At 71.4% G+C, this 23891-nt stretch carries 16 protein-coding genes and 17 pseudogenes; 8 read left to right on the forward strand and 25 right to left on the reverse strand.

Annotation, left to right across the window (positions count from 1 at the left end; genetic code table 11):
* Positions 1-12 precede the first annotated feature (12 nt).
* From FF86_RS13780 to FF86_RS13830, 18 genes and pseudogenes are all read right to left on the reverse strand, one after another.
* Entirely contained in the window at positions 13-615 is a 603-nt protein-coding gene (locus FF86_RS13780; protein ID WP_044887897.1) for an SGNH/GDSL hydrolase family protein, read from the reverse strand.
* Between the two features lie 76 nt (positions 616-691).
* Positions 692-950 (reverse strand): annotated as a pseudogene (locus FF86_RS48010) (FAD-binding monooxygenase); the annotation flags it as partial.
* 1 nt (position 951) lies between these two features.
* A pseudogene (locus FF86_RS48015) lies at positions 952-1012 on the reverse strand (hypothetical protein); the annotation flags it as partial.
* Between the two features lies 1 nt (position 1013).
* A pseudogene (locus FF86_RS13785) lies at positions 1014-1927 on the reverse strand (NAD(P)/FAD-dependent oxidoreductase); the annotation flags it as partial.
* A 164-nt stretch (positions 1928-2091) separates the two neighbouring features.
* Positions 2092-3027: AMP-binding protein (locus FF86_RS48020; RefSeq protein WP_242418727.1), on the reverse strand; the 936-nt coding region annotated here is incomplete at its 5' end.
* A gap of 1 nt (position 3028) precedes the next feature.
* A pseudogene (locus FF86_RS48025) lies at positions 3029-3900 on the reverse strand (AMP-binding protein); the annotation flags it as partial.
* 134 nt (positions 3901-4034) lie between these two features.
* Positions 4035-4976 (reverse strand): LysR family transcriptional regulator, encoded by a 942-nt coding sequence (locus tag FF86_RS13795; RefSeq protein WP_044887894.1) that lies wholly within the window; start codon positions 4974-4976, stop codon positions 4035-4037.
* Positions 4977-5125: 149 nt separating this feature from the next.
* The coding region (locus FF86_RS48030; protein WP_242418728.1) for a cytochrome P450 at positions 5126-5524 on the reverse strand (399 nt) is incomplete at its 5' end.
* A gap of 1 nt (position 5525) precedes the next feature.
* Positions 5526-6139: pseudogene (locus FF86_RS64100) on the reverse strand (cytochrome P450); the annotation flags it as partial.
* A 351-nt stretch (positions 6140-6490) separates the two neighbouring features.
* Positions 6491-6615: pseudogene (locus tag FF86_RS48040) on the reverse strand (acyl-ACP desaturase); the annotation flags it as partial.
* Between the two features lies 1 nt (position 6616).
* Positions 6617-6808: pseudogene (locus FF86_RS48045) on the reverse strand (acyl-ACP desaturase); the annotation flags it as partial.
* A gap of 1 nt (position 6809) precedes the next feature.
* Positions 6810-7109 (reverse strand): annotated as a pseudogene (locus tag FF86_RS48050) (acyl-ACP desaturase); the annotation flags it as partial.
* Between the two features lies 1 nt (position 7110).
* Positions 7111-7343, reverse strand: a pseudogene (locus tag FF86_RS48055) (acyl-ACP desaturase); the annotation flags it as partial.
* A gap of 11 nt (positions 7344-7354) precedes the next feature.
* A complete protein-coding gene (locus tag FF86_RS13810; RefSeq protein ID WP_044887892.1) occupies positions 7355-8221 on the reverse strand; it encodes a cyclopropane-fatty-acyl-phospholipid synthase family protein in 867 nt (288 codons plus the stop codon).
* Positions 8218-8478: an acyl carrier protein gene (locus FF86_RS13815; protein WP_044887891.1), complete on the reverse strand. Its 261-nt coding sequence runs from the start codon at positions 8476-8478 to the stop codon at positions 8218-8220. The genes FF86_RS13810 and FF86_RS13815 overlap by 4 nt, the downstream gene beginning before the upstream one ends.
* Positions 8475-8918, reverse strand: a 444-nt coding sequence (locus tag FF86_RS13820) for a PaaI family thioesterase (protein ID WP_242418729.1), incomplete at its 5' end; no start/stop codon positions are given. The genes FF86_RS13815 and FF86_RS13820, both read right to left, overlap by 4 nt.
* A 167-nt stretch (positions 8919-9085) precedes the next feature.
* The gene (locus tag FF86_RS13825; RefSeq protein ID WP_044887889.1) at positions 9086-9871 is read right to left on the reverse strand and encodes a ferritin-like domain-containing protein; all 786 of its coding nucleotides are present in this window, start codon (positions 9869-9871) and stop codon (positions 9086-9088) included.
* A 22-nt stretch (positions 9872-9893) separates the two neighbouring features.
* Positions 9894-11555, reverse strand: a complete 1662-nt coding sequence (locus tag FF86_RS13830) for an AMP-binding protein (protein WP_044887888.1) — start codon at positions 11553-11555, stop codon at positions 9894-9896.
* A 600-nt stretch (positions 11556-12155) separates the two neighbouring features.
* On the opposite strand from FF86_RS13830, the pseudogene FF86_RS64105 reads away from it, so the two are divergent.
* Both FF86_RS64105 and FF86_RS48065 read left to right on the forward strand, forming a co-directional pair.
* Positions 12156-12262: pseudogene (locus FF86_RS64105) on the forward strand (phenylacetic acid degradation protein); the annotation flags it as partial.
* 1 nt (position 12263) lies between these two features.
* Positions 12264-12524: pseudogene (locus FF86_RS48065) on the forward strand (PaaI family thioesterase); the annotation flags it as partial.
* Positions 12525-12628: 104 nt separating this feature from the next.
* Here the strand turns inward: FF86_RS48065 and FF86_RS13840 are convergent.
* The 4 genes and pseudogenes from FF86_RS13840 to FF86_RS66190 form a co-directional block, all read right to left on the reverse strand.
* Positions 12629-14023 carry an aldehyde dehydrogenase family protein gene (locus FF86_RS13840; RefSeq protein WP_044887886.1) on the reverse strand — a complete coding sequence of 465 codons (1395 nt, stop codon included), beginning with the start codon at positions 14021-14023 and terminating at the stop codon, positions 12629-12631.
* A 105-nt stretch (positions 14024-14128) separates the two neighbouring features.
* Positions 14129-14399 (reverse strand): annotated as a pseudogene (locus FF86_RS66180) (phenazine antibiotic biosynthesis protein); the annotation flags it as partial.
* A gap of 1 nt (position 14400) precedes the next feature.
* Positions 14401-14872 (reverse strand): annotated as a pseudogene (locus FF86_RS66185) (phenazine antibiotic biosynthesis protein); the annotation flags it as partial.
* Position 14873: 1 nt separating this feature from the next.
* Positions 14874-15138: pseudogene (locus FF86_RS66190) on the reverse strand (phenazine antibiotic biosynthesis protein); the annotation flags it as partial.
* Positions 15139-16507: 1369 nt separating this feature from the next.
* Here FF86_RS66190 and FF86_RS66195 point away from each other — a divergent pair.
* Entirely contained in the window at positions 16508-17863 is a 1356-nt protein-coding gene (locus FF86_RS66195) for a GDSL-type esterase/lipase family protein (RefSeq protein ID WP_396229870.1), read from the forward strand.
* A gap of 50 nt (positions 17864-17913) precedes the next feature.
* Here the strand turns inward: FF86_RS66195 and FF86_RS48085 are convergent.
* The 3 genes and pseudogenes from FF86_RS48085 to FF86_RS13860 all read right to left on the reverse strand — a co-directional run.
* Positions 17914-18364, reverse strand: a 451-nt coding sequence (locus FF86_RS48085) for an SAM-dependent methyltransferase (RefSeq protein ID WP_242418730.1), incomplete at its 5' end; no start/stop codon positions are given.
* Position 18365: 1 nt separating this feature from the next.
* A pseudogene (locus FF86_RS48090) lies at positions 18366-18774 on the reverse strand (SAM-dependent methyltransferase); the annotation flags it as partial.
* Positions 18775-18846: 72 nt separating this feature from the next.
* Positions 18847-20064, reverse strand: coding sequence for an NAD(P)/FAD-dependent oxidoreductase (locus FF86_RS13860; RefSeq protein WP_055410276.1), 1218 nt, complete (start codon positions 20062-20064; stop codon positions 18847-18849).
* A gap of 234 nt (positions 20065-20298) precedes the next feature.
* Here FF86_RS13860 and FF86_RS13865 point away from each other — a divergent pair, with 234 nt between their 5' ends.
* The 5 genes and pseudogenes from FF86_RS13865 to FF86_RS13875 all read left to right on the forward strand — a co-directional run bounded on the left by FF86_RS13865 (position 20299) and on the right by FF86_RS13875 (position 23866).
* On the forward strand, positions 20299-21459 hold the full coding sequence (locus tag FF86_RS13865; protein ID WP_242418731.1) for a phosphotransferase family protein: 1161 nt from the start codon (positions 20299-20301) through the stop codon (positions 21457-21459).
* 146 nt (positions 21460-21605) lie between these two features.
* On the forward strand, positions 21606-21753 hold a 148-nt coding region (locus FF86_RS48095; protein WP_242418736.1), incomplete at its 3' end, for a catalase.
* A gap of 1 nt (position 21754) precedes the next feature.
* Positions 21755-22979: pseudogene (locus FF86_RS13870) on the forward strand (catalase); the annotation flags it as partial.
* A gap of 1 nt (position 22980) precedes the next feature.
* Positions 22981-23129, forward strand: a pseudogene (locus FF86_RS62385) (hypothetical protein); the annotation flags it as partial.
* 125 nt (positions 23130-23254) lie between these two features.
* Positions 23255-23866 carry a cysteine hydrolase gene (locus tag FF86_RS13875; protein ID WP_044887900.1) on the forward strand — a complete coding sequence of 204 codons (612 nt, stop codon included), beginning with the start codon at positions 23255-23257 and terminating at the stop codon, positions 23864-23866.
* Positions 23867-23891: the final 25 nt, after the last annotated feature.

Genomic DNA, 23891 nt, shown 5'->3' on the forward strand with positions numbered 1-23891 from the left:
GGACTGGGCGGCTCAGGCGGCCGTCAGCCAGGACGTGCGCTCGACGAGGTCCGCCATCTGCTCGGCGAACAGGCGATGTCCCTCGGCGTTGGGATGCAGGCCGTCGGGGCTCCACAGCCGCCGCCCGGCCCAGTCGGAGTGGGCGGCGATGTCCAGGTGCAGCGTCCCGGTCGCCTCGCACACCTCGCGCAGGACGCTGTTCGCGAACACGAACCGCTCGCGCAACAGGCCGCGGAACTCCTCCGGCAGCGGCAGGTTCGCGGGGATGTCGGGGTAGCTGGCGGTGAACACGGTGGTGTCCAGGCCCGCCAGCGACCGGAAGATCGTGTCGAGGTTGCGGGCGAACCGGTCGGGATCGAAGTCCTGGACGAGATCGTTGACGCCGACCACCACGCCGATCAGCGGCGACTTGCGGGCCAGGGCCGGGCGCAGCTGCCGGTCGACGACCTGCTGCGTGGTCGTCTGGTAGGCGCCGAGGTTGCGGACCTCGCGGGCGGCCACGCCCATCCGCCGGGCGAACCGGCTGGCCCAGCCGATGTAGGTGCCGTCGGCGGCGACGTCACCACGGCCCTCGACGAAGCTGTCGCCGAGGGCCGTGAACCTGACTGCGGGCATGTTCGGGGCCTTTCGTGGCGGTCGGCGGCGCAGATGGCGCCCGGCCGAGCAGTGGCGGTCGGCGGCGCGGTCGCGCTCAGGAACGGGTGAGAATCCTCCGGTCGGCCGGCATGTTGACGTCCTCGTAGAGCCGCTCGAGGTTCGCCGGGGCGAAGAACTCCTCGCCGGGAATTCCGCCGGCGATGAGACCGAAGAACTTCGTCGTGTATTCCGGGCTCATGCTGGTGGCCCGGAACACGGAGTCGTAGTAGGGAGTGAGGCTGAGTTCCGCGAGGCTGCAGGTGAGTTCGAAGGTGCCGTTGCTCTCGGCATCACGGATCTTCGTGTACTCCTCGNCCGCCTCATCGATCGGACGCGAACCGGAAAGACCCTCGTGCAGCTTCTCCGCGAGCACCTCNGTGTACTTCAGTGCGTCGGTGATACCCCAGCCGGTGAACGGGTCCTTGTGGTATCCGGCATCACCGACGAGCGCCCAGCCGGGGCCGGCGGAACGGCGGTAGAAGTTGTCCGGGTAGGCCATGGCGCGGAAGTTCTCCGCCCGCTTTCCGTTCGTGCGCAGGTCCTCGCCGAGTTCGGGCACGACCTGGTCGATGATCTCGTGGAAGCTGCCCTCGACGTTGGCCCGGAACTCGCGCATCCGCTCCTTGCGACGCATCACGGCGACGAGGTGCTGGTCGTTGTGCGTCGGCCACGCGCCGAGCTGCTGCTCACCGAAGCCGGTGCGGTGCTGGAACGTCCAGTCCAGCCCGTCATAGTACGAGTAGTAGACGAAGCAGGCCGCGGGGACGGACCGGTAGATCTCGGCCCCGACCAGGCCCGCCACGGTCGAGTTGCGGCCGTCGGCACCGACCACGAACCGGGCGGTGAACTCGCGTTCCGGGCCGTCGCCGATGCGTCCGCGCACGCCGGCGGCGCGCCCCTCGGCGAAGATCACGTCGGTGACGGTGAACCCCTCGACGACCTCGGCGCCGGCCCTGCGCGCCTCGTCGACGAGGATCTCGTCGAGGATCGTCCGGCGCGGGGAGTACACCTCGGTGATTCCGTCGATCGGGTCCGCAAAACCCTCGAGAAAGATGTCCGTGTAGGAGAACGTCAGATGCCGCATCGCCGGCGGCTCGGTGGCGACGAGACGGTCCAGAATGCCCCAGTCCTGAAGTCGGGACAGGCCGGCCTGATGAATGTAGTGCGTGGAGACGGTGTCGCTCGGAAAGGTGGCACGGTCCACCACGAGCACCTTGTGCCCGCGCCGCGCGAGCAGCATCGCCAGGGGCGATCCGGCGCAGCGCGCGCCCACCACGATGACGTCGTACATGGCATTGTCCTCCCGTTGTAGACCGCCGGCGGCCGTCCGGCGGCCGCCGGCAGCGCAGCGTTCGGGCCGGCTACCTTGTCATGGTGCTGATCGGTCAGATCGTCGGTCAATGGACAGGCCGACATCTCATCGGCCGATAAGCCCACTCAATCGAGTGGCNCAGATCACTGGTAAAGAAATGCGATCGCTTCGGTGAATTCCCGCTCGATGATCGCGCGGCGCAGCTTCATGGAAGGCGTGAGATGGCCGCGCTCGACGGTGAAGTCGCCGTCGAGCACGCGGAACTTCCGGATCGACTCGGCCCGGGAGACGAGGCTGTTGGCGTCGTCGACGGCGAGCTGGAGCTCGGCGAGCAGCCGCGGGTGCTCCCGCCAGTCCTGCGCGCCGTCCAGCGGCACGCCGTTCGCCGCGGCCCAGGCGGCCAGCGGCGCCGGGTCCACGGTGATCAGCGCCGAGACGAACGGGCGGGCCTCCCCGACGACCATGCAGTTGCTGACCAGCCGGTGCAGGCGCACCCGGTCCTCCAGCGGCGTCGGCGCGACGTTCTTGCCGCTGTTGGTCACCAGGATCTCCTTGCGGCGCCCGGTGATGACCAGGTAGCCGTCTGGGTCGAGGCGGCCGACGTCGCCGGTGTGCAGCCAGCGGTCCTCCTCCGGCCCGGTGGCGTCGCGGCCGACGGCGCGCTCACCGGCCGACCAGTAGCCGGGCGAGACGTTGGCGCCCTGGACGAGCACCTCCCCGTCGTCGGCGATCGCGACCGTCGTTCCCGGGATCGGCCGTCCGACGGTCCCGGGCCGGTTGGTGGCCGGGGCGTTCACCGTGACCGCCGTGGCGGCCTCGGTCAGGCCGTAGCAGTTCAGCACGTTGACGCCCGCGCTGGCGAAGAACGCCGCGGTGGTGTCGTCGAGCGAGGCGCCGCCGCAGATCACCTGGGTCAGCCGGCCGCCGAACGCCGCGGAGACGTCGTCGGAGGGCAGGTCCCGCACCCGCTTGCGGATCTTCTCCAGCGCGTACGGCACAAGGGCGAGGAACGTCGGGCGGATCTGCGCCATCGCGGGCAGCAGCTCGGGTATGCCGGGGAGCAGGACGGTGCGCGTCCCNGCGTACAGGCAGGCGAACAGGATCGTCTGGCCGAACACGTGCGACAGCGGCAGGCACAGCGCCGTGGTGGCCTGCACCGTGGCCTGCGCCGTGGTGGCCTGCACAGTGGCCTGCGGGCCCTGCTCGGCGGTGCGGAACAGCTCGCCGGTCTGCTCCACCGTGCCCGCCGAGGAGGCGAACATGTTGCGGTGGGTGAGCATGCAGCCCTTCGGCAGGCCCGTGGTGCCGCTGGTGTAGATGATCATCGCCAGGTCGTCGGCGCGGACCTTGCCGGCCCGCTGGGCGAACTCCTCGTCGAGCGCGGCCCGCCGTGCCCCGGCGTCGGTAGCGGCAGCGGTATCGGCAGCGATAGCGGCAGCAACAGGGGTAGCGGCAGCAACAGCGGTCGAGCCCGCCGCCGCGGCCACCCAGTCGTCGACCTGTTCCAGGGGCCACGCCGGGCGGCGCAGCCCGGCGGCGCCGGCCTCGCTGACCTGCCGCACCTGCTCGTCGGTCTCGGCGAACGCCCACGCGGCGCCGGAGTCGGTCAGGACGTGGCGGACCTGCACCGCCGACGCCGTCGGGTACACGGGGACGATCACCGCGCCGACACCGAGGGCGGCGACGCTCAGCAGCGCCCAGGGATAGTCGGTGCGCCCCATGATGGCGACCCGGTCGCCGTGCGCGACTCCGAGGGCCAGCAGCTCGGCCGCCACCGTCCGGGCCTGGTCGGCGAACTCGCCGCTGCTGATCTCGTGGATCGCCTCGCCGGGAAGGTCGGTGCGGCCCAGCAGGGGCCGCTCGGGATGCGCCTGGGCGCCCCCGTCGACCACGGACCAGAGTCCCTGGTCGTCCGGCAGGACGGGGCCGCCGGCCGAGGTGGATTTCTGCACGTGTCATCACCTTTCCGCGTGGCGCGGACGCAGCCATCCGCACGGTGAAGTGCGTTCCAGCATTTCACGCCCGAGTCTCGGATTATTCCGAGAACGCGGCAAGGCGCTTTCCCTGAATGAACGGTCGGCCTTTCCTATCGCCTCACTCTTGATTCGGCGTGACCGTATGCTGGAACCTGGAAAGGCCGGGCCGCCTCGATACAGTCGACGAAGATGTCCACCAACGGCGCCGAATTCGCCGCCCGCCAGACCACGTAGAGATCCAGGGTGGGTACCGGGTCGTAGAGCTGGACCGCGGCCGGCCGCGGGCCCCCGACCGCGGAGCCGATGTTCAGCCCGCGCGACGCCGAGGCGAACCCGACCAGCGGTTTCACCGACACGATGATGGTGGTCGCGCTCGGGTCGTCCACCTCGTGGGCGACCGACAGGGTGATGCCGCTGGCCTCGGCGGCCGCCTGGATCGCGTCGTACATCGCCGGGCTCTTCTCCCGGGCGAACAGGACGCACTGCTGGCGGGCAAGCTCCCCGAAGGGAATGCCACCGCGCCCCGCCCACGTGTGCCCATGGCCGACGACCGCGACGAGCGGCACCCGGAAAAGTCGCCGGGAGCGGAACTCGGGCGAGGTCGGACGACCGTAGACGATGGCGATGTCGAGATCGCCGGCGGCAAGCGCGGAAAGCTGTGGACCGGTGCGCTGCTCCACCAGCGTGACGCTGACGTCGGGATATTCGGCCGACATCTTCGTGAGCGCGGCCGGGACGACGTGCTGACCGCCGGGGAAGTTGTACCCGACGCTCACCACCCCGGTCCGGCCGGCCGCGACCTCGCGGGCGGTGTGGGTGGCCTTGCGCATCTGCGAGATGATGGCCCGCGCCTCGGCCTCGAAGGCCTTTCCGGCGGCGGTGAGCCGGACATCATGGGACGTCCGGGCCACCAGCTCGACACCGAGACTTCGTTCCAGTCGTTGTAGTTGTTGACTCAGGGATGGCTGCGAAAGATGTAGTCGAGCGGCAGCGCGGCCGAAATGCAGCTCGTCCGCGATAGCAAGGAAGGACACCAGGTGCCGCAACTCCATTGCCACCTCCACAGGGGCGTCGAGCGCAAGCCTAACGGTGCCAGATAACCTCTGGTGAACCGCACCTTCCCGCCGCAAGTCACCGGAGTGTCGGACGCCTGCCGAGCGGCGTGAGCCCCGCCACACCCGGCTGGCCGGCGCTGGAGGACTCAGCTGTCGATCCGCACCGGCAGCTCCGCGATGCCACGCACGACGAGGTTGGGACGGTAGGGCGGCGGGTCGACCAGCGGCGTCAGCCGGGGTGCGCGCAGCGCCAACGTCCGCAGCAGCAGTTCCATCTCCAGACGCACCATCGGTGCGCCGATGCAGTAATGGTGCCCGCGGCCGAAGGCGAGATGGCGGGGCACCGCGCCGCCGCCCGCGTACCGGGCGAGGTCGAGCCGCTCGGGGTCGGCGTAGAGCTCGGCGTCGCGGTTCGCCGACGCGAGCAGGATGATCACCCCGTCGCCCGCGGTGAACCGCTCGCCGAGCACCTCGACGTCGCGGGTGGCGACCCGGGTCGTGAGGTGCGAGGGGGTGCAGTAGCGCATCAGCTCGTCCACGGCCGGNGCGGCCAGGTCCGGGTCCGCCCGCAGCGCCGCGTACTGGTCGGGGTTGCGCATCAGCATCAGGAACGTGCTGGAGATCAGGCTCACCGTGGTCTCGTGGCCGGCGACGAGCAGCACCACCAGGGTCGCGAGCATCTCGTCGCTGGTCAGCCGATCGCCCTCGGCCTCCGCCAGGGCCAGCGCGCTGACGAGGTCGTCGGCCGGGTCGGCACGCCGGCGGGCGACGAGATCGGTGAAGTACTCCCGGAACGCCGCGGCCGAGTCGCGCCGCAGGTCGATCTCGGCCTGGGACAGCAGGATGTCGGGGTCCAGTCCGCGGGCGAGCCCGAAGGACATCGATCGCACCGCCGCGTGGTCGGCCGCCGGCACGCCCATCAGCTCGGCGATCATCGTCAGCGGCAGCGGGTAGGCGATCGCCTCGACCAGGTCGGCCTCGCCCGCGGCGATCGCGGCGTCGACGAGCCCGCCCGCGACCTCGGTGACCCGCGCGCGCAGCCCCTCGATCCGCCGCGCGCTGAACGCCTTGCCGACCAGCCGGCGGATCCGGGTATGGTCCGGCGGTTCCATCCACAGGAACGACGTCGGCAGGTCCGATCCGTCGCTGTCGGGATGCATGATCTCGCCTTCCTCGGCGTGGCTCCACGCCGAGTCCTGCAGGATCGCCTCGACCTCCCGGTAGCGGGTCACCAGCCGCAGGCCCAGCGGGCCGGGCGCGAACGGACCGGCCTCGCGCAGGACCTGGTAGTTGGGGAAGGTGTCGTGATGCCAGGCGGGGTCGAAGATGTTCAGCGCCGCCTGGTCCACGGTGAGATCCGCCGGCGGGGTCAGGGCCGTCGCGGTACCGGCGGCCAGGACGGGAGACGTGTCGGTGCCGATGTCCACGGCGGGCTCCTGGGGTGGGGACGGCGGGCGGAGGCGGTCAGCGCGGCGCGGGGGTCGGATCCGTCGCGCGGCAGGCCCGCACGNACCTGGCCAGTTCGTCGACGCGGTCGGACGGCGCGTCCACCGCGCGGCGCACGACCCGGACGAGGTGGTCGTAGGCCTCGGTGTGGTCGTAGTGGGCGGTGTCGGCGATCCGCAGCGCCCAGCGCNAGTAGCCGCGCAGCGTGTCCGCCAGCGGCATCCGGAACTGCGCCACCGCCTCGCGGATCGGTTCGACGACGGCGTCGCCGTAGCGGCGCAGGTAGAGGTCGACCATGTCGGCCATGAACGTGAAGTGGCGGGCCTCGTCGCGGCTGAGCCGGCCCAGGACCTCGGCGAGCACCGGGTCACCGACGACGGCCCNCAGGTTCTGGTAGTAGATCTGGGTGGCCTTCTCCTGCACGAGCGTGTAGGCGAACAGCGCGGCCGGGTGCTCGTGGGGCAGCGCGAACTGCTTGCGCCCCTCCTCGGCGAGTTCGCGGCGCAGGGCCGCCGGCTGCGCGATGCCCGACTCCACCTGGTAGCGGAACAGGGCGCGGGCGTGGCTGTCCTCCTCCTGCGCCCAGCGCACCGTAAAGTGGTAGATCTCGCGGTTGAGCAGGAACGTCTCGACGTCGACGTCGCCGTCGAGCGGGAACCGGCTGCCGTAGAGGGCGAAGTAGCCNGGCAGGTGATCCTCGATGAACGTGATGAACCGGACGGCGGAACGCTGGCCCTCGGTGAGCCGGTCGGCGTCGGCCGCCGCCCAGTCGAAGGCGGTCTCGACGTCCCACCGGCGGGTCACCGGGGAGGCGGCCATGAAGGCGGTGACCGCCCGGTCGAGGTCCTCGGCGGGCAGTCCGACCGACCGGGCGGGGATCGCCGGGATCGTCGGGTGGGGGTCGCTCGTGGTCGTCATCGTTCCTCCGGTCAGCGGGCGTTGCGGCAGACCAGGGCGTAGTGCTTGGTCGTGAAGCCCCACCCGGCGTTCGCTACCTCCAGGTAGCGGGTCAGCTCCGCCGACGTGCCCGGGCGCAGCTCGTCGATCGCGGCCGCGCCGGCGGCGACGCGCTCCAGCCAGTCGTCGATCGTGCGGCGGTAGTCGTCGGTGAGGTCGTCGACGCTCGTCACCGAGAAGCCGGCGTCCTCGACCGCGCGCACCAGCTCCGACAGCGGCCGCATGTCACCCCAGCCGAAGATCGAGTTACGCACGAACTCGGTGCCGGCGCGGCGGTCGAACTCCTCACGGGCCGCGGCGTTGCGAAAGCAGCTCTCCGAGACGTAGAAGTGGCCGCCGCGGCGCAGCATGGACCGGGCGCGGCGCACCGCGGCGTCGACGTCGGGCATGTGGACGATCGAGCCGAGCATGGTGACCGCGTCGAACGAGCGCGCCGGGAGCTCCACGTCGGCGAACTTCCCGACGCGGGTGGAGACGAGATCGGTCAGGCCCAGCTGCGCGGCGCGGGCGGCGATGAACTCGTGCTGGCGCCCGGCCGGGCTGACCCCGGTCACCTCGGCGCGGTACTCCCGCGCCATGAACAGGATCAGCGATCCCCAGCCGCAGCCGACGTCGAGCAGCCGCTGCCCGGGGGCCAGTCGGAGCCGGTCCGCGACGAAGTGCAGCTTGGCGACCTGCGCCTCGGCGAGGGTGAGCCCGGGACGCCGGTAGAGCCCGGAGGAGTACTTGCGCAGCGGGTCGAGGAACAGCCCGAAGATCTCCGGGTCGAGGTCGTAGTGCTGGTTGGTCTCGCCCGCGGGCGCGGACGGGGCGGCGGCGAGCTCGGCGGAGGTGGTCACGCGGCCTTCACCTGCAGCGCCTCGCGGACGACGCCGGCCAGCTCCGCGACGGAGGAGACGGTGAAGACGTCCTCGTCGTCGAGCTCGATGTCCCAGGTCTGCTCGACCTTGGCGACGACCCGCAGCAGCCGGACGGAGTCGGCGCCCTCGATGGCGCGCAGGTCGGTGTCGGCGGCGAGGGACTCGGCGGGCACGGCGAGTTCCCGGGCGACGATTTCGGTGATCTGCCGGAGGATGCCGTCAGCGTCGGTGGTCACAGGGTCTCCTCAACGGGGACGGGGCCGTCCGGGGTGCTGGACGGCGCCGGGGCGGTGGACAGCGCCGGAGTGGGGAGCGGCGCCGGAGTGGGGGACAGCGCCTGGTGGAGTCGGTCGGCCTCGGGGTTGGTCAGGGCGATGCGCTCCCGGGCGGTACCGAAGGGGACGTTGCGGTAGGTCGCGGACGCGCTCACGACTCCGACGCCGTCGGCGTCGATGATCTCCGCGGTCGCGCTGATCAGGGGCGAGCCGGCGGCCCCACCGGCCCCACCGGCCCCACCGGCGCTGCCGGCGCCGAGGCGGGCCACGCAGGTGTAGCTGCGCCCGGTGGCGACCGGGGCGAGGTAGCGCGTCCGCATGCTGACGGTGAAGGCCACCAGCCCGGTGCGCACGACGATGAGGTTGCCCATCGTCTCGTCGCAGACGACGCCGAGCAGTCCNCCGTGGACGACCCCCGGGTACGACTCGTAGCTGCGGCCAAGGTCGAAGGTGGTCTGCAGGCCCTCGGGGTGCTCGGCGAACTCAAGCGCGAGGCCGTGGGGGTTGTGCGGCGAACAGCCGAAGCAGCGGTAGTCCGCCAGGACCGCCCAGGGCAGCTCCGGGGCGGTCACGCCAGCGCCTCGGCGAGACGCCGGCGGACGCGGCCGTTGGTGCTCAGGTCCAGTCCGGTCAGCGCGGCGAAGGCCCGGCGGATGTTGTCCTGGAGTCGGTCGAGCTCGCCCTCGGTGGCGATGCCCGCGAGGAACATGTCGAACGCGGTGTCGATGGTCTCGTGGTTCGCGACCTCGGCCAGCCCGCTCTTGAACACCCCGACCGGATGCTTGATCCGCGCCTCGGAGGTGTAGACGTACAGCGTCTCCAGCACCGAGGGCAGCTCGTCGGGGTACGCCGCCAGGCGCCGGCGCGCGTAGTGCAGGAACTCGCGGGCGTGGCCGGCCTCGTCCCGGCTGGCGCGCAGCATCAGCGAGCGCAGGACCGGCTCGTCGACCCAGGCGGCCACGGACCGGTAGACGTGGTTCACCGTCAGCTCGGAGATGATGTTCGTGGCGAGCGTCGCGCTCGGCGTGGTGCCGGGCGCGTAGGGCGCGCGCATCGCCTGGACGGGGGCGGCGGGCATCGCCACGCCGACCGCGTCCAGCCAGGTCCGGAACGCGAAGTGGTGCTGCAGCTCCTCGTAGCCCCAGACGGCGACGAAGGTCGAGAAGTCGTAGTCGTCGAACTCGTTGAGGAAACCGTGCTGGGCGGCGATCGAGTTGGCCTCCCCCATCACGGAGCTCTTGACCATCGTGACGTACTCGGGTCGCACGCGGTCGCGGTCGATGTCGTCGAACGGCAGTTCGGCGAGGGTCCAGCGCTTCTGCTCGTAGTGGCGGAAGACGTCGTAGCCGTGCATGTCGGTCCTACCTCCGTCGGGATCACTGGCGGGCGAGGTCACGGGCCTCGGCGCGGCGGAACTTCCCGCTCGAGGTCCGCGGGAGGGCGTCGGGGGCCACCAGGCGCACCGACACCTCGGCCAGTCCGAGCGCGGACCCGACGGCGACCCGCAGGTCGGCGGCCAGCCGAATCCGGTCGGCGGCGTCGTCGAGGGTGGTCTCGGCGATCACGGTCAGCGACTCGGCACCGGCCCCGGAGTCGTCGGTGTCGGCGACGGCGACGCACCGGCGGCGGTACACCCCCGGGGCGTCGCGGACGAGGGCCTCGGCGTCCTCGGGGTAGTAGTTCACCCCGCGAACGATGATCATCTCCTTGCGCCGGCCGCTGACGTGCAGCTCGCCGGCGGCGAGGAAGCCGAGGTCGCCGGTCGGCAGCCACCGCTCGCCCGCCGGGTCGGCTTCGAGCGCCGTCGGCGGGCCGCCGGCGGTGAGGTAGCCGGCGGTGACCGCGTCGCCGGCAATCTCGATCTCCCCGACGGTCCCGTCGGGGACGGCGCGACGGCGGCCGTCGACGATCCGCAGGCGCATCCCCCGCACCGGCCGCCCGACGCCGACCAGCCCGCGGGCCCCGGCGTCGCCGGCGGGCGCCGGCACCGCGACGCCGTCACGGGCCAGCCGGTCGCGGTCGACCCAGGTCGTCACCGGCGGCCGGCCCAGGGGCGGGAAGGTCACGGCGAGGGTCGCCTCGGCCATCCCGTAGACGGGGAACATCGCCTCGGGGGCGAACCCGGCCGGGGCGAAGTGCGCGCCGAAACGTTGCACGGTGACCGGGCTCACCGGCTCCGCGCCGTTGAGCGCCACCCGCCAGCGGCGCAGGTCCAGGCCCGCGACCTCGGCCGGGTCGACCGCCGCCAGCAGGGCGTCGTAGCCGAAGTTCGGCGACGGGGCGACGGTGGCGCCGATCTCGGCGAACGAGCGCAGCCAGGACGCCGGATCCTTGATGAACGTCGACGGCGACCAGATCGTCATCGGCACCGCGGTGAGGATCGCGCTCAGCGCGCCGAACAGGCCCATGTCGTGGTAGAGCGGCAGCCAGGTGGCGCCGTGGTCGCCGACCCCCAGCCCGATGCCGTCGGCGATGGCCGCGGTGCCGTGCACGACGTTGCGGTGGGTCAGCACGACGCCCTTGGGCACGGCGGTGCTGCCCGAGGTGAACTGGACGATCGCCAGGTCGGACGGCGACACGTCCGGCAGCGCCACGCCGTCGCGGGCCGATCGGACGAGCCCGGCGATGCCGTCGAACCGCAGCGCGGGCAGCACCGGCGCGAGCCGGCGGGTCAGGCCGTCGGCCCCCGCCCCGACCAGCACACGCCCGACGCCGGCCGCGCTCGTCACGGCGGCGATTCGGGCGGCGTAGCCGGCGAGGTCGCCCGCCGAGGTCGGCAGCGGCAGCGGGCAGGCGGCGGCGCCGGCCCGGCCGACCGCGATGACCGCGGTCATGAAGTCGGCGTTGTTCCGGCTGAACACCCCGATCCGCTCCCCGGGCGCCACGCCCTCGGCGACCAGGGCGCGGGCGAGCGCGGTCGTACGCGCGGCGAGCGCGGTCAGGGTGAGCCGCTCGGCCGAGGAGGGGAAGCTCACGGCGATGTCGGGCCCGGTCGCGGCCGCCTCGTCGAGGGCGCCGGGCAGCGTCGTGCCTCGCATCAGATGCTCTCCCGTTCTGGGCAGGTGTCCGGTGCGGTGCAGGTGTCAGGTGCGGTGCAGGTGTCAGGTGCGGTGGNCGGACGTGGTCGCACGAAGGCGGGAAACAACAGGCGGCCGGGGAAACTCCCGGTCCGGCCGGACGGCGGCGGAGCCTTTCGACCGGTCTTCCGGACCGCTCGATGTCGCCTCCGCAAGCCTGACAATCCGACGCCGGCGGGTCAACGAAAGAGCCATCTCTCCAATCGATCCATCGCCGGGGACAATAAGCAGGACGAATCGGCCGAAGGTTACCGCGAGAGAAATACGAGGAGGCAGGTTATCGCGGTTCACCGGATATTCCGAACATCAACCCCGCGGAGTCGACGCGAGTTCGGCCGTTGTTTNCCACGTGGCCCGCACGCCGCGGCCGCGACTCGGCGACACGGGTCCATCGATGCGGATAACGTGTCCGGATATTCGACCCCGTCCGGAACAGAACCCCGTCCGAAACAGAGAGGTGCAGCGGTGGAGCACAACGGCATCAGCGCGCAGGCCGAGGTCGCCAAGCGCATCGACGATCTTCGCGTACTGCTGGAACACGGCCTCGCGGAGGGGGTCGGCGTGGGCCACTCACTGGGCGTTCGGGTGCGGACCCTCGAGGTGGGGCGGACGGTCTGGACGCTGCAACCGTCGCCGGCTGCGGCCAACGCGATGTTCACGGTGCACGGNGGCGTCATCGCGACGCTGATGGACACGGCGATGGGCAGCGCCGTGTACACGAGCCTGCCGGCCGACCTGTTTTACACGACGTTGGAGCTGAAGGTGAATTTCGTGCGGTCGGTGAATCTCGACGCGGCGGCGCTGGAATGCGTCGGCCGGACGGTTCACGTGGGGCGCCGGACGGCGACGGCCGAGGCCCAGGTCACGAATTCCGCCGGCAAGCTCGTCGCGCATGGAAGCTGCACCTGCCTGCTGACCGCCGCGGCCTGAGGTCGGCGGGCTGAAGTGGTGGTGGCGCCGCCGGTCGCCAGAGCCGGCGACGCCACCGGAACAGCGACGCGGATCGCGCTGTTCGCGCTGTTCGCGCCGACGGGTCAGGCCGCCGCGGGTCCGACCGCCGTGCGGATCATTCCCTTGGTGCGCATGAGAACCTCGCCGAGATACCCGTCGTGTGGAATTCCCGGGCGCAGCCAGGTGGTGGGATTGTCGCCGAGATAGAGATTGATGATCGACGGTTCGTCGAGCAGTGCGTCGATCAGCTCGGCGCGGGTGGTCATCGCGGTGAGGACGAGCGAGTCGCGCAGCGGGGCGATCCCGTCCGCCGACTGCCACGGCCCGACCCAGACGCAGGGAAAGGGAAGTTCGACGCCGAGCTGCGCCGCGCCGCTCGAGTCGACCAGGTGCACGGCCGGCCGCAGCACCGCACCGCCGGAGGGCAGCTCGTCGACGATGGTGTCGCCGCCGAGCAGCGGCCGGGCGTCCCCGGCGACCTTGTGCAGGTACTGGTCGACCTCGACCACCGACGCGGTCGGCGCCACGGTGAGAGTGGCGTCGGGATGGTCGGCCGGCAGGCTCGGGATCCGCCCCAGCCGCTCGGCGAGCGCGCGGGCCAGCGGTTCCGGGTCACCCTCGACGAGCACCGCGCTCGCGCAGGTGCAGGCCGTCCCGCCGAGGTGGCTGACCGAGTCGGCGATGATGTCGATCTTCTCCCGCCAGTCGACGTCCGCCGTGACGAGGATCTTCGAGCGCCCCGGGCCCTGGGTGAGCACGGTGGGGATGGCGCTGTACTTGTCGACGACGTCCTGGCCGCCGTAGACGATCGCGTAGTCGGCCTCGGCGATGATCACGTCGGCGACGTCGTGGTCGGTGGGCAGCAGGGTCAGGGTCGCGGGCGGGAAGCCGGCCTGGCGCAGGGCCTCCACCAGCCGCAACGCCGTGTACGGCTCGCGGGTGGACGGGCGCACCACCACCTTGTAGCCCAGGGCGAGCGCCTCCGGCCACAGCCCGTGCACCGCCGGGGTGTTGCCGGCCGCGTGCACCGCGAACACCTCGCCGCGCCGTGCCCACACCGCCGAGCCCGCCCTGGTCCGCTCGTCGCGCCAGTCGCCGACGGCGCCCCGCGGCATCGCCAGCTCGACCGTGGTGCGCTGCGAGCGCAGCACGTCGACGATCCAGTCGACCGACTGGCGCACCACCGCGCGCGGCACCCCCGACGCGGTCGAGACCAGCCGCACGTACTCGTCCGGCCCGAGGCCGCCGAGGGGCGCGGTCGCGAACAGCTCGGCAGCGGCGTCCAGGGCGTCGAGACGCTGCGCGCCCGCCAGCACCGGGGCGGCGCGCATCGCCGCGATGGTGCGGCGCACGTAGAGCGACGGCACCTGGCTGATCTCGCCGATCGGGGTGCCGGCCAGCGAGGTCAGCGGCCGGCGGTTGCGGCTGCGGTAGGGCCCGGTGGGCCCGAGCGCGTCGATGTGGAGGAACTCGGCCATCAGTAGACCCCCTCGATGACGGCGTGATCGTCGAACGTGGCGACCGGGCCGACGTCGGCCACCGAGCAGNCCAACCAGCCGGGGGGCGGTTCGACCGCGAGGGCNTGGTCGCGTTCGAGGTTGTTCGGGATCAGGGCGTACTTCGTCAGGTGGTTCATCACCACCTGGCCGCGTTCACCGAGGTTCACGTCGTCGCCGGTGGCGGGATCGACGACCCGGAACGCGATGTACGGGCTCGGCGAGTCGAACAGCGCGAGGCCGTCGAGCCCCTCCCCCGGGCGTTCCCGGGACATCCCGAGGATGGTGGTGCTGCCGTACAGGCCCTTGAGCGGGATGCCGGGGAAGACCTCCGTCTGGAAGATCTCCCGGGAGTCGGNGTCCATGTGGGCGCCGCTCCAGCAGATGAACCGGACGTTCTTGCGGATCAGCGCGACGAGGTCGTCGCGGCGCGCCATCCGTTCGAGCAGCGGGGGCGTGGTGATGAGGATGCCCACCGCCTGGGTGGTCAGGATGTGCGCCGCCTGGTCGATGATGTGCTCGGCGTAGAGGTCCGCCGCGCCGGGCCCGTCACGCTCGATGAGCCGCTTGATCCACCGCGGGTCGAGATCGACGGTGAACCGCACGCCGTCGTGGCGCCGCGCGCGGCGCGCGGCGAACGCACCGAACATGTGCGGGCCGCTGGGGGCGACGGCCAGCACGTTCGCCGGCCCGAGAGCGGCGTAGTGGAACTCGTCCCAGCCGAGCGCGAACTCCATCCAGCGGTCGAACATGACGAACCGCTTCGGCGACCCGGTGGTCCCGCCGCTCTCGTAGACGCCGGCGATCACCCGGTCCTCGCCGGTGAGCCCGNGCGGGATCAGGTCCTCGACGGGCACGTCTCGGAACTCGTCGACGACGTTCGGGAACAGCCGCAGGTCGGCGAAGGTGCGCACGTCCGCGATCGGGTCGAACTCGAGGCTGCGCGCCCGGCGCAGCCAGAACGGGCTGCCCGTCGACGCGGTGAAGTGCCAGCGCATCAGGGCGGCGATGTACTCGTCGGGGTCCACGGCGGGGTACGAGGCGGGGTTCCCGGCGGGGTCTGCGGCCCGGGGAAGATCGAGGACGGGGGAACTCATGCGCTGCCTCCGCGGGCACGTCGGTTACCTCGGCGAGGCCAGCGACCTCGGCGGGCCCATCGTCACCCGCCCCCCGGCCGCCGCAGGCCCGGCCGGCCCCCTCCCGATCGGGCAATAGGAAGTTCCGCGCGCCCGCGCACCGTCCCGGGGTCCGCGAACCGGACCGCCATGGCCGCTGACCTCGGCGCCGGCCACGNCGTCGAGGGTCGCCTCGGCCGGGCGGCGATCGCTTACCGACCGAAACCCTCGGCATTGTGTTTCTTCCCATCGAGCTCCCGGTCACCCTCGCCTGACGATCGCGCGATTGTCGCACCATAACCTGGACCGGAACACCAGTGGGTCACCGGACGGTCACCTCCCGTGNGCCGCATGAGTGAACCACGCCGGACCCGATACTCCTTTCCTTCGCTTGCGTCCGGACTATGCATACCGGTATAGCTGACGACGTCATCAATCGACGGGAACGGATGCCATGATCAGGAGAACCTGTTTCTCGGTACCGGGATTAGCCGCCCTGTGCGTGCTTCTGCTGGTGGCCGGCAGGATTCCGGACCGCGTGGTGCCGGGACCGCCGATGCAGCCACGAGCCGACGCCGCAATCGCNGCCCCCCAGGTCAGCGAGGACGACAGTTCGCTGCAGATCGACCTGGACATGGACGGAGACTACGACACGAGTCTCCTTCAGCAATGGGTGAACCAGATCGACGGGCAGAGCGCACGCCTGAGCGACGCCATCAGGACGGACTTCGACGCGTATCGCCTCGGGGTACCGCTCAACGAGATACCCGACCCGTGGGTGGACTTCGACGGCAGCGTGACCGTCACCGACACCGGTCTCCGTCTGACCATACCGAAGAACGAGGTCAGCACTCAGATCACCTGGTGGCTACGGATGATCGCGCAGGCCGTCGGCATCCTCAGCGCCCTCGCGGTCCGCATTTCCTGCTACGCCTTCTTCAGCGTGGGCGCGGCGCTGGCCGGCCCGGTCTGCGCGGCCCTGGGCGGCTTCACCGGCACGATGATCTATCAGGCATTCGTCATCTTCGTCGACGGCAAGCAGACGGACCCGGGTGAGTGGGCGAAGGCGCTGNCCGCCGCCACGGCGGTGGCGCTCGGCGCGACCGCGTGGGAGAAGGGGCTCAACAAATTCGCCAAGGAACAGATGCGCCCGCTGTACGAGAAGTTCTCCACCTGGGTGGGGAACATGGCAACCACGATGAAGAGCTGGGCCGGCCAGACCGCGCTCAACGCCCTGGATTCGATCAAAAACAACCTCCAGAGATTCGCCGATCTCGTCGGCGCCGCCTTCGAGGACGCCTTCAACGCCATCACCAGACCCACCGACTGGCCGGCGGACTCCGTGAAGGTCATGGTGGTGGGCGACTCGCTGTCCCAGGGTGCCGAGGGCGACTACACCTGGCGTTACCGGTTGTGGCAGTGGTTCGCGGCCAACGACGTCACGGTCGACTTCGTCGGTCCCTACTCCGGCACCAAGCCACCGCAGGCGCCTTCACCGCCCACCCCACCTCCGCTGCTGGGATCCGACTCGGCGGGCACCGCCCAGAATCCACCGCCCCCGGATTCCCCGGAAGGTTCCTCCGGCGGGGATGCCTCGGGGGCATCCGGCCAGTACGCTGCAGGGGTCGGGACATTCGACAGCGACCATTTCGCCGCCTGGGGCCGCCAGATCGCCCAGGACAAGACTCTCATCCGCCAGGAAGTGGCGACCTATCAGCCCGATCTGGTACTGGTCGCGCTCGGTTTCAACGACATGGGCTGGTTCGCCAGCGACGCCGACGGCACCCTCGACAGCATGAAGACGCTGGTCGACGAGGCCCGCGCCGCCAAGCCGGGTATCGACTTCGCACTTGCCGACGTCCCCCAGCGCAGCGACATCGGCCGCCCGGACCTGGTCACCAACACCACCAGGTACGACGGCCTGCTCGCAGACGCGGTCCCCACCTGGTCCACCGCCGCCTCGCGGGTCGAGCTGGTCGACTGGAGCACCACCTACCAGTGCGGCACGGACAGCTGCCCGGCCGGCTACGACGGGCTGCACCCCAACGCCCTCGGCGAATACCAGCTCGCCCACGCCTTCGAGGAAACCCTGCACGACAGCTACGGCCTCGGCGCCAGCGTGCCCGCCGTCCCCGCCCAGGTGCCGACCCGCCCCACCCCCGTCCCCTCGAACGTCACGGCCGAGTCGAGTCCCCTCGGTGTCACCGCCACCTGGGATCCCGTGTTCGGCGCCCTCGGGTACACCATCCGGGTACGCGCCGGCGGCGCCGCGGACTGGAACGAGGTGCAACTCGCGGCGAACCGGTACGACACCACCTGGACGACCGACGGCCAGCAGTGGGAGTACCAGGTCCGCACCTGGAACGGCGATGCCCGCACCTCCGACTGGTCGGCGACCGTCTCCGCGACCGCCCACCCACAGACCGCGCCACCACCGAGCGACATCGCCACCCACGGCACCCCGACCGGCGTCGATGTCACGTGGACCGCTCCGACGGGTCCCTACACCGACACGATCGATCGCTACGGCCTGCTCGTGTTCGACGACGACACCGCCGGCGCGTACGTCATGACCTTCGGCGTGCGAGGCACCTCGGCCCACGTCGACGACCTGACGCCCGGCCACCATTACGAAATCGCCATGAACACCTGGAACGCCGCCGGCGGCGGCATACCGTCCGGCGGCCCGTCGGTTCTCGTCGGCTGATCACACCCTCGGACGCGGAGGGGGCCGGCCCTGGCAGTGGCGCGCCGGCCTCAGGGCTTGCGAGCCAGACCGCCGTAGCCGCTGACCTCGGCGTCGGCCACTCCTCCGAGGGTCGGGTCATCCGGGCGCCAGCGCTGGGCGGCCACCACGCCCGGCTCGACGAGCTCCAGCCCGGCGAAGAACCGCTCCACCGCCGGCCGGGCGCGCATGGTCATCGACACGCCGCGCGCCCGGTAGGTCGCGGCCAGCTCCTCGGCGCCGGGGTCGAAGTCGGCGGTGGCGTGCGACAGGGCGAGGTAGCTGCCGGCGGGCAGCGCGTCGAGCAGCCGGGCGGCGATCCCGTACGGGTCGGCCTCGTCGGGGATGAAGTGGAAGACCGCGATCAGCGACAGCCCCACCGGGCGGGTCAGGTCGAGGGTGTCCCGCAGCTCGGTGGAGGCGAGAATCGCCTCCGGCTCCCGCAGGTCCGCGTCGATGTAGGCGGTCCGGCCCTGCGGCGTGNTGGCGAGCAGGGCGCGGGCGTGCGCGAGCACGATCGGATCGTTGTCGGCATACACGATCCGCGCGTCGGCGGCGATGCCCTGGGCGATCTCGTGCAGGTTCGGGGACGTGGGGATGCCGGTGCCGATGTCGAGGAACTGCGTGATCCCTCGCTGCGCCGCGAGGAAGCGGGTCACCCGCCGCAGGAAGGCCCGGTTCTCCCGGGCACCGGTCCGGGCCGTCGGGAAACCGATCAGCGCCTGCTCGGCGGCGGCGCGGTCCGCCGGGAAGTTGTCCTTCCCGCCCAGGAAGTAGTCGTAGATGCGGGCCGAGTGCGGCTGATCGGTCTTCAGATCGATCGGCGCCCGGTCGATCTCGACCACGCTGTTCCACCACTGCCCGGAATCGTCACGATCCTGCACCTCACCCACGCCAGCCCCGTGCCTCTCGTCCGCCGTATCCCTGAACAAACAGTCGCTCTGCGCATTATCCCGACGAAATGGTCAGGCGGTGACGGCGAGGTCCTTGAGGGCGACGGCGAGGTCGGTGAACCGCGCGGCGTCCACGACCGCGTCGGCGGCGATCAGCCGGCGGGCGGCGACGGCGTCCATCGGGCGGTTGACGGTCGCGATCGCGGACAGGCGGCCGTCGGGGGCGAACCAGCCGACGGACCAGCCGGGCGCCCGCTTGGCCTCCGGCGCCGCGACGGCGCCGGGATCCCCCCGCCACACCAGCGTGTCCCCCGCCCCCGCCAGCCCGACGACCTGCACCATCCGGCCGAACTGCTCCGACCAGAAGTAGGGCACCGGGTCGTAGACCGCCTCGCCCCCGAGCAGCGTGGTGGCGGCGACCGCGGGGCTGCCCTGCGCGCAGTCCCAGTGCTCCACCCGCAGCCGCCGGTCGTAGCGCCGCGACCACCACGCCGCGCAGTCCCCGACCACTACCACGGGCGGACCATCCGACCCCGCGTCCCAGGAGGCGGCGAGATGCTCGTCGGCGACGACCCCACGGTCGAGGACGAGACCGGACTCGGCGAGCCACGCGGTGTCCGGACGCACGCCCACCCCGACGACGACCTCGTCGGCCGGCAGCACCGCACCGTCGCCGAGCACCAGCTCCTGGGGGCCGATCTCGCGCACCGACACCCCGAGGCGCAGGTCCACGCCCGCCTCGGCGTACCAGGCGACCGTCTGCCCGCCGACCTCGCCGCCGAGCGCCACCTGCAACGGCGACGCGGCCGCCTCGATCACCGTCACCTCGGCGCCGATCTTCGCCGCGATCGTCGCGACCTCCGCGCCGATCCACCCCGCACCCACCACGACCAGCCGGACGCCGGGCTTGAGCGCGTCGCGCAGCGCCCGGGCGTCGTCGATGGTGCGCAGCACCCGCTGCGGCCCGTCGCCCGGCAGGGTCACCGGCGCGGCCCCGGTAGCGAGCACCAGCCCGTCGTAGGCGACCGGGCCGGCGTCCGTCTCCACGACCCCGGGCCGCAGCCCGGTGGCCCGCCGGCCGAGCTGGACCTCCACGCCGCCGAGGTCGAGCGGCAGGGTGGTCTCCTCGGTCCGGCCCGACAGCACGCCCTTGGACAGCGGCGGCCGGTCGTAGGGCGGGTGCTCCTCCGCGCCCAGCAGCACGATGCTCCCGGTGAACCCCTGCGCGCGCAGCTCCACCGCCGCCCGCCCGCCGGCGAGCCCCGCCCCCACGATGACGATCCTGTCCATGCAGCCAGAGCCCTCCACGGCCGGGGCGGGCCAGCGCCCACCGACCCGGCCTCCCGGGGCCGGACGCCCAGAACTCTAGTGGCACCCGGTGCCAGAGAAAAGGTTGATCCCCGCCGAGCCGAGCGTTCCACGTGAACAGGCGCGTCGCGGGCAAGGCTGACACAATCTGCCACCGGCGCCAGTGCCCGCACAGGGCGGGCGTCGTCGCCGAGTGTGAACGACGGGAGTCGCCGCGTGTCGAACAGCCCGAGCCTGCCCTCCGCCCAGCCCTGGCGGCCCGACGTCACGGAGCTGGCCAGCTACGGCCCGTACGCCCGGCCGGCGCCGATGCCGATGCGCTGGGACGAGGTCACGGCGCCCTGGTTAGGCGCGATGCTGGCCAACCGCTACCCGGGCATCGAGGTGACCGACCTGCGAACGGTGGAGCTGCGCAGCACGCACACCACGAAGGGGCGGGTCGCCGTCACCTACAACGAGGTCGGCCGGCGGGCGGGCCTGCCCGAGCACCTGTGCCTCAAGGCGAACTTCACCGGCCGCGCGAACCCCATGGACATCTGCCAGGTGGAGGCGCGCTTCTACCACGAGCTGGTCGAGGGCACCCGGATCCCGGCGCCGCGGTTCTACTACGCCGACTGGGATCCCGACGGCAGCGGCCAGGGGCTGGCGGTCCTCGAGGACCTCATCGAGCTCGGCGGCGAGTTCGGCAACAGCTACCAGCACATCGGCGTCGACGCGGTCGGCCGGGCGCTCGACGACATGGCCGTCCTGCACGGCAGCTACTGGGCGAGCCCCCGGCTCGACGCGGCGAGCTGGCTGCCCACCTCGATGGACACGCGCGGTGACTGCGACCAGGCCCGCATCATGTGGTGGCTGGTCGAGGAGAACCTCGGCCGCGACGTCTACATCGAACGGCTGCCGGCCTGGATGGTCGCCGACCCGCAGCGCTTCCTGCGCGCCTACGACCTGCTCAACGAGTACGCCCGCGAGCAGACCGGGCCGCGCACGATCGTGCACGGCGACGCCTACCTCGGCAACACCTACCTGCGCCCGGACGGCCACCGCATCTGGCTGGACTGGCAGATGGTCCGCAAGGGGCACGCCTGGCGCGACGTCAGCTACTTCATGGTCGGCGCGCTCACCGTGGAGGAGCGCCGCGCCCACGAGCGCGAGCTGCTGGTCCGCTACCGGGAGGCGCTGCTGGCCACGGGCGCGCGTGACGTGCCGACCGCGGACGCGATCTGGGAGCAGTACCGGCGGTGGGCCATGTACGGGTTGCAGGCCTGGATGGGTACCAAGGACCACTGGGGGCAGGACAACCACACGATGATCGGACGCTTCTCCGTCGCGACCGCCGACCTCGACACCCTGGCCCTGCTCGAAGCCCAGGCCGGCTGAGGGGACCGCCGCCCACGGCCACGGCGGGCCGATCATCGAGACGGCGTGGTCGTTCTGGTTTGTCGCGCCCGCGGCCGGGTAGCCGGGCCGTGTGCCGTAGCTGCAGATCGGATGGTGTCCCTGCACGGTAAGGCGAGGAGGACGTTGTGACCACCTACGAGACCCGTCCGACGACGACCGACGCCGGAGTGCCCGTCGCCAGCGACGAACACTCGTTGACCGTCGGGCCGGACGGCCCACTGCTACTGCAAGACCACTATCTGCTGGAGCAGATGGCGAACTTCAACCGGGAACNCATCCCGGAGCGCCAGCCGCACGCCAAGGGCGGCGGCGCGTTCGGCACCTTCGAGGTGACCCGCGACGTCAGCGCCTTCACCCGGGCGGCGGTGTTCCAGCCGGGCGCCCAGACGGACGTGCTCATCCGGTTCTCCACCGTGGCCGGCGAGCGGGGCTCCCCCGACACCTGGCGCGACCCCCGCGGCTTCGCGGTGAAGTTCTACACCAGCGCGGGCAACCTCGACATCGTCGGCAACAACACGCCGGTGTTCTTCATCCGGGACCCGCTGAAGTTCCAGCACTTCATCCGGTCGCAGAAGCGACGCGCCGACAACAACCTGCGCGACCACGACATGCAGTGGGATTTCTGGACGCTGTCGCCGGAATCCGCCCACCAGGTCACCTGGCTGATGGGCGACCGCGGTATCCCGCGCACGTGGCGGCACATGAACGGCTACTCCAGCCACACCTACATGTGGATCAACGCGGCCGGCGAGCAGTTCTGGGTGAAGTACCACTTCAAGACCGACCAGGGCATCGAGTTCTTCACCCAGGACGAGGCCGACCAGATGGCGGCGATCGACACCGACTACCACCAGCGTGACCTGTACGAGCACATCCGGGACGGGGAGTTCCCGAGCTGGACGCTGAAGATGCAGATCATGCCGTTCGAGGACGCGAAGACCTACCACTTCAACCCGTTCGACCTGACCAAGGTGTGGCCGCACGGCGACTACCCGCTGCACGAGGTCGGCCGCCTCACCCTCAACCGCAACGTCAGCGACTACCACACCGAGATCGAGCAGGCCGCCTTCGAGCCCAACAACCTCGTCGCCGGCACCGGCCTGTCCCCCGACAAGATGCTGCTGGCCCGCGGGTTCAGCTACGCCGATGCCCACCGTGCCCGGCTCGGGGTGAACTACAAGCAGATCCCGGTGAACTCGCCGAAGGTCCCCGTCCACAGCTACTCCAAGGACGGCGCGATGCGGGTGCAGAACGTCAGCGACCCGGTGTACGCGCCCAATTCGTACGGCGGCCCGGCGGCCCAGCCGGAGCTGACCGACGACGGCGGCCGCTGGCACGCCGACGGCGAGATGGTGCGCACCGCCTACACCCTGCGGCCCGATGACGACGACTGGGGCCAGGCCGCCACCATGGTCCGCGAGGTCCTCGACGACGCCGCCCGCCAGCGACTGGTCGACAACATCGTCGGCCACCTGCTCAACGGTGTCAGCGAGCCGGTCNTCGAGCGTGCCTTCGAGTACTGGCGCAACGTCGACAAGGAGCTCGGCGGCCGGATCGAGGCGGGCGTGCGGGCCAAGCAGCACCAGACCGATCCGAAGGCCGCGCACCAGGCCAACCCCGCCCGGTCGGACGCGCAGGCCAAGGCCTGAGCCAGGCGCGTCCGCCCCGCAGGTCCGTGGTTCCGCAGGTCCGTGGTTCCGGGGTTCGTTGCTCGACGCCGACGCCGAGCAACGAACCACGACCGGGGCGGGCGGTGCCGGGTAGCGTGCGGACCATGCCTCTCGACGTGACACCGCACCTGAACCCGGCCACCACCGCCATCGTGAACATGGAATGCCAGGAGAACCTCCTCGGCGACCGACCGTTACTGCCCGGCCTCGCCGAGTCCGCCCGGCGTACCGGCCTGCTCGACAACCTGTCCGCGCTGTTCGACGCGGGCCGCAAGGTGGGCGTGCGGATCTACTACTGCACCGACGAACGGCGCCCCGACGGCTTCGGCTTCGCGCACAACACGTTCGTGAACCTGCGGGCGTCGTCGGCCGCCGGCACCACCGGGGGCCAGGGCCCGGTGATGCCCCAGATCGCGCCGCGCCCGGAGGATGTCGTGTTCCGCCGGGAGCAGGGCCTCACCGGTTTCTTCGCCACCGGCCTCGACCAGTACCTGCGCAACACGAAGGTCACCACCCTGATCGTCACCGGCGTCTCGTTGAACATCGCGGTCCTGGGGACCGCGATCGAGGCGATGAACCTCGGCTACACCGTCGTCGTCCCGCCGGACTGCATCGCGGGCGACCCGTACGAGTACGCCGAACATGTCGTGCGCTACACCATGCGCAACATCGCCTTCGTGGTGCCCTCCCCCACCATCACCGCCGCCTGGCGCTGACCACCCGGCTCCGGGAGTCTGCCGC

This window comes from Frankia sp. CpI1-P (assembly GCF_001421075.1).
GTDB lineage: Bacteria > Actinomycetota > Actinomycetes > Frankiales > Frankiaceae > Frankia > Frankia torreyi.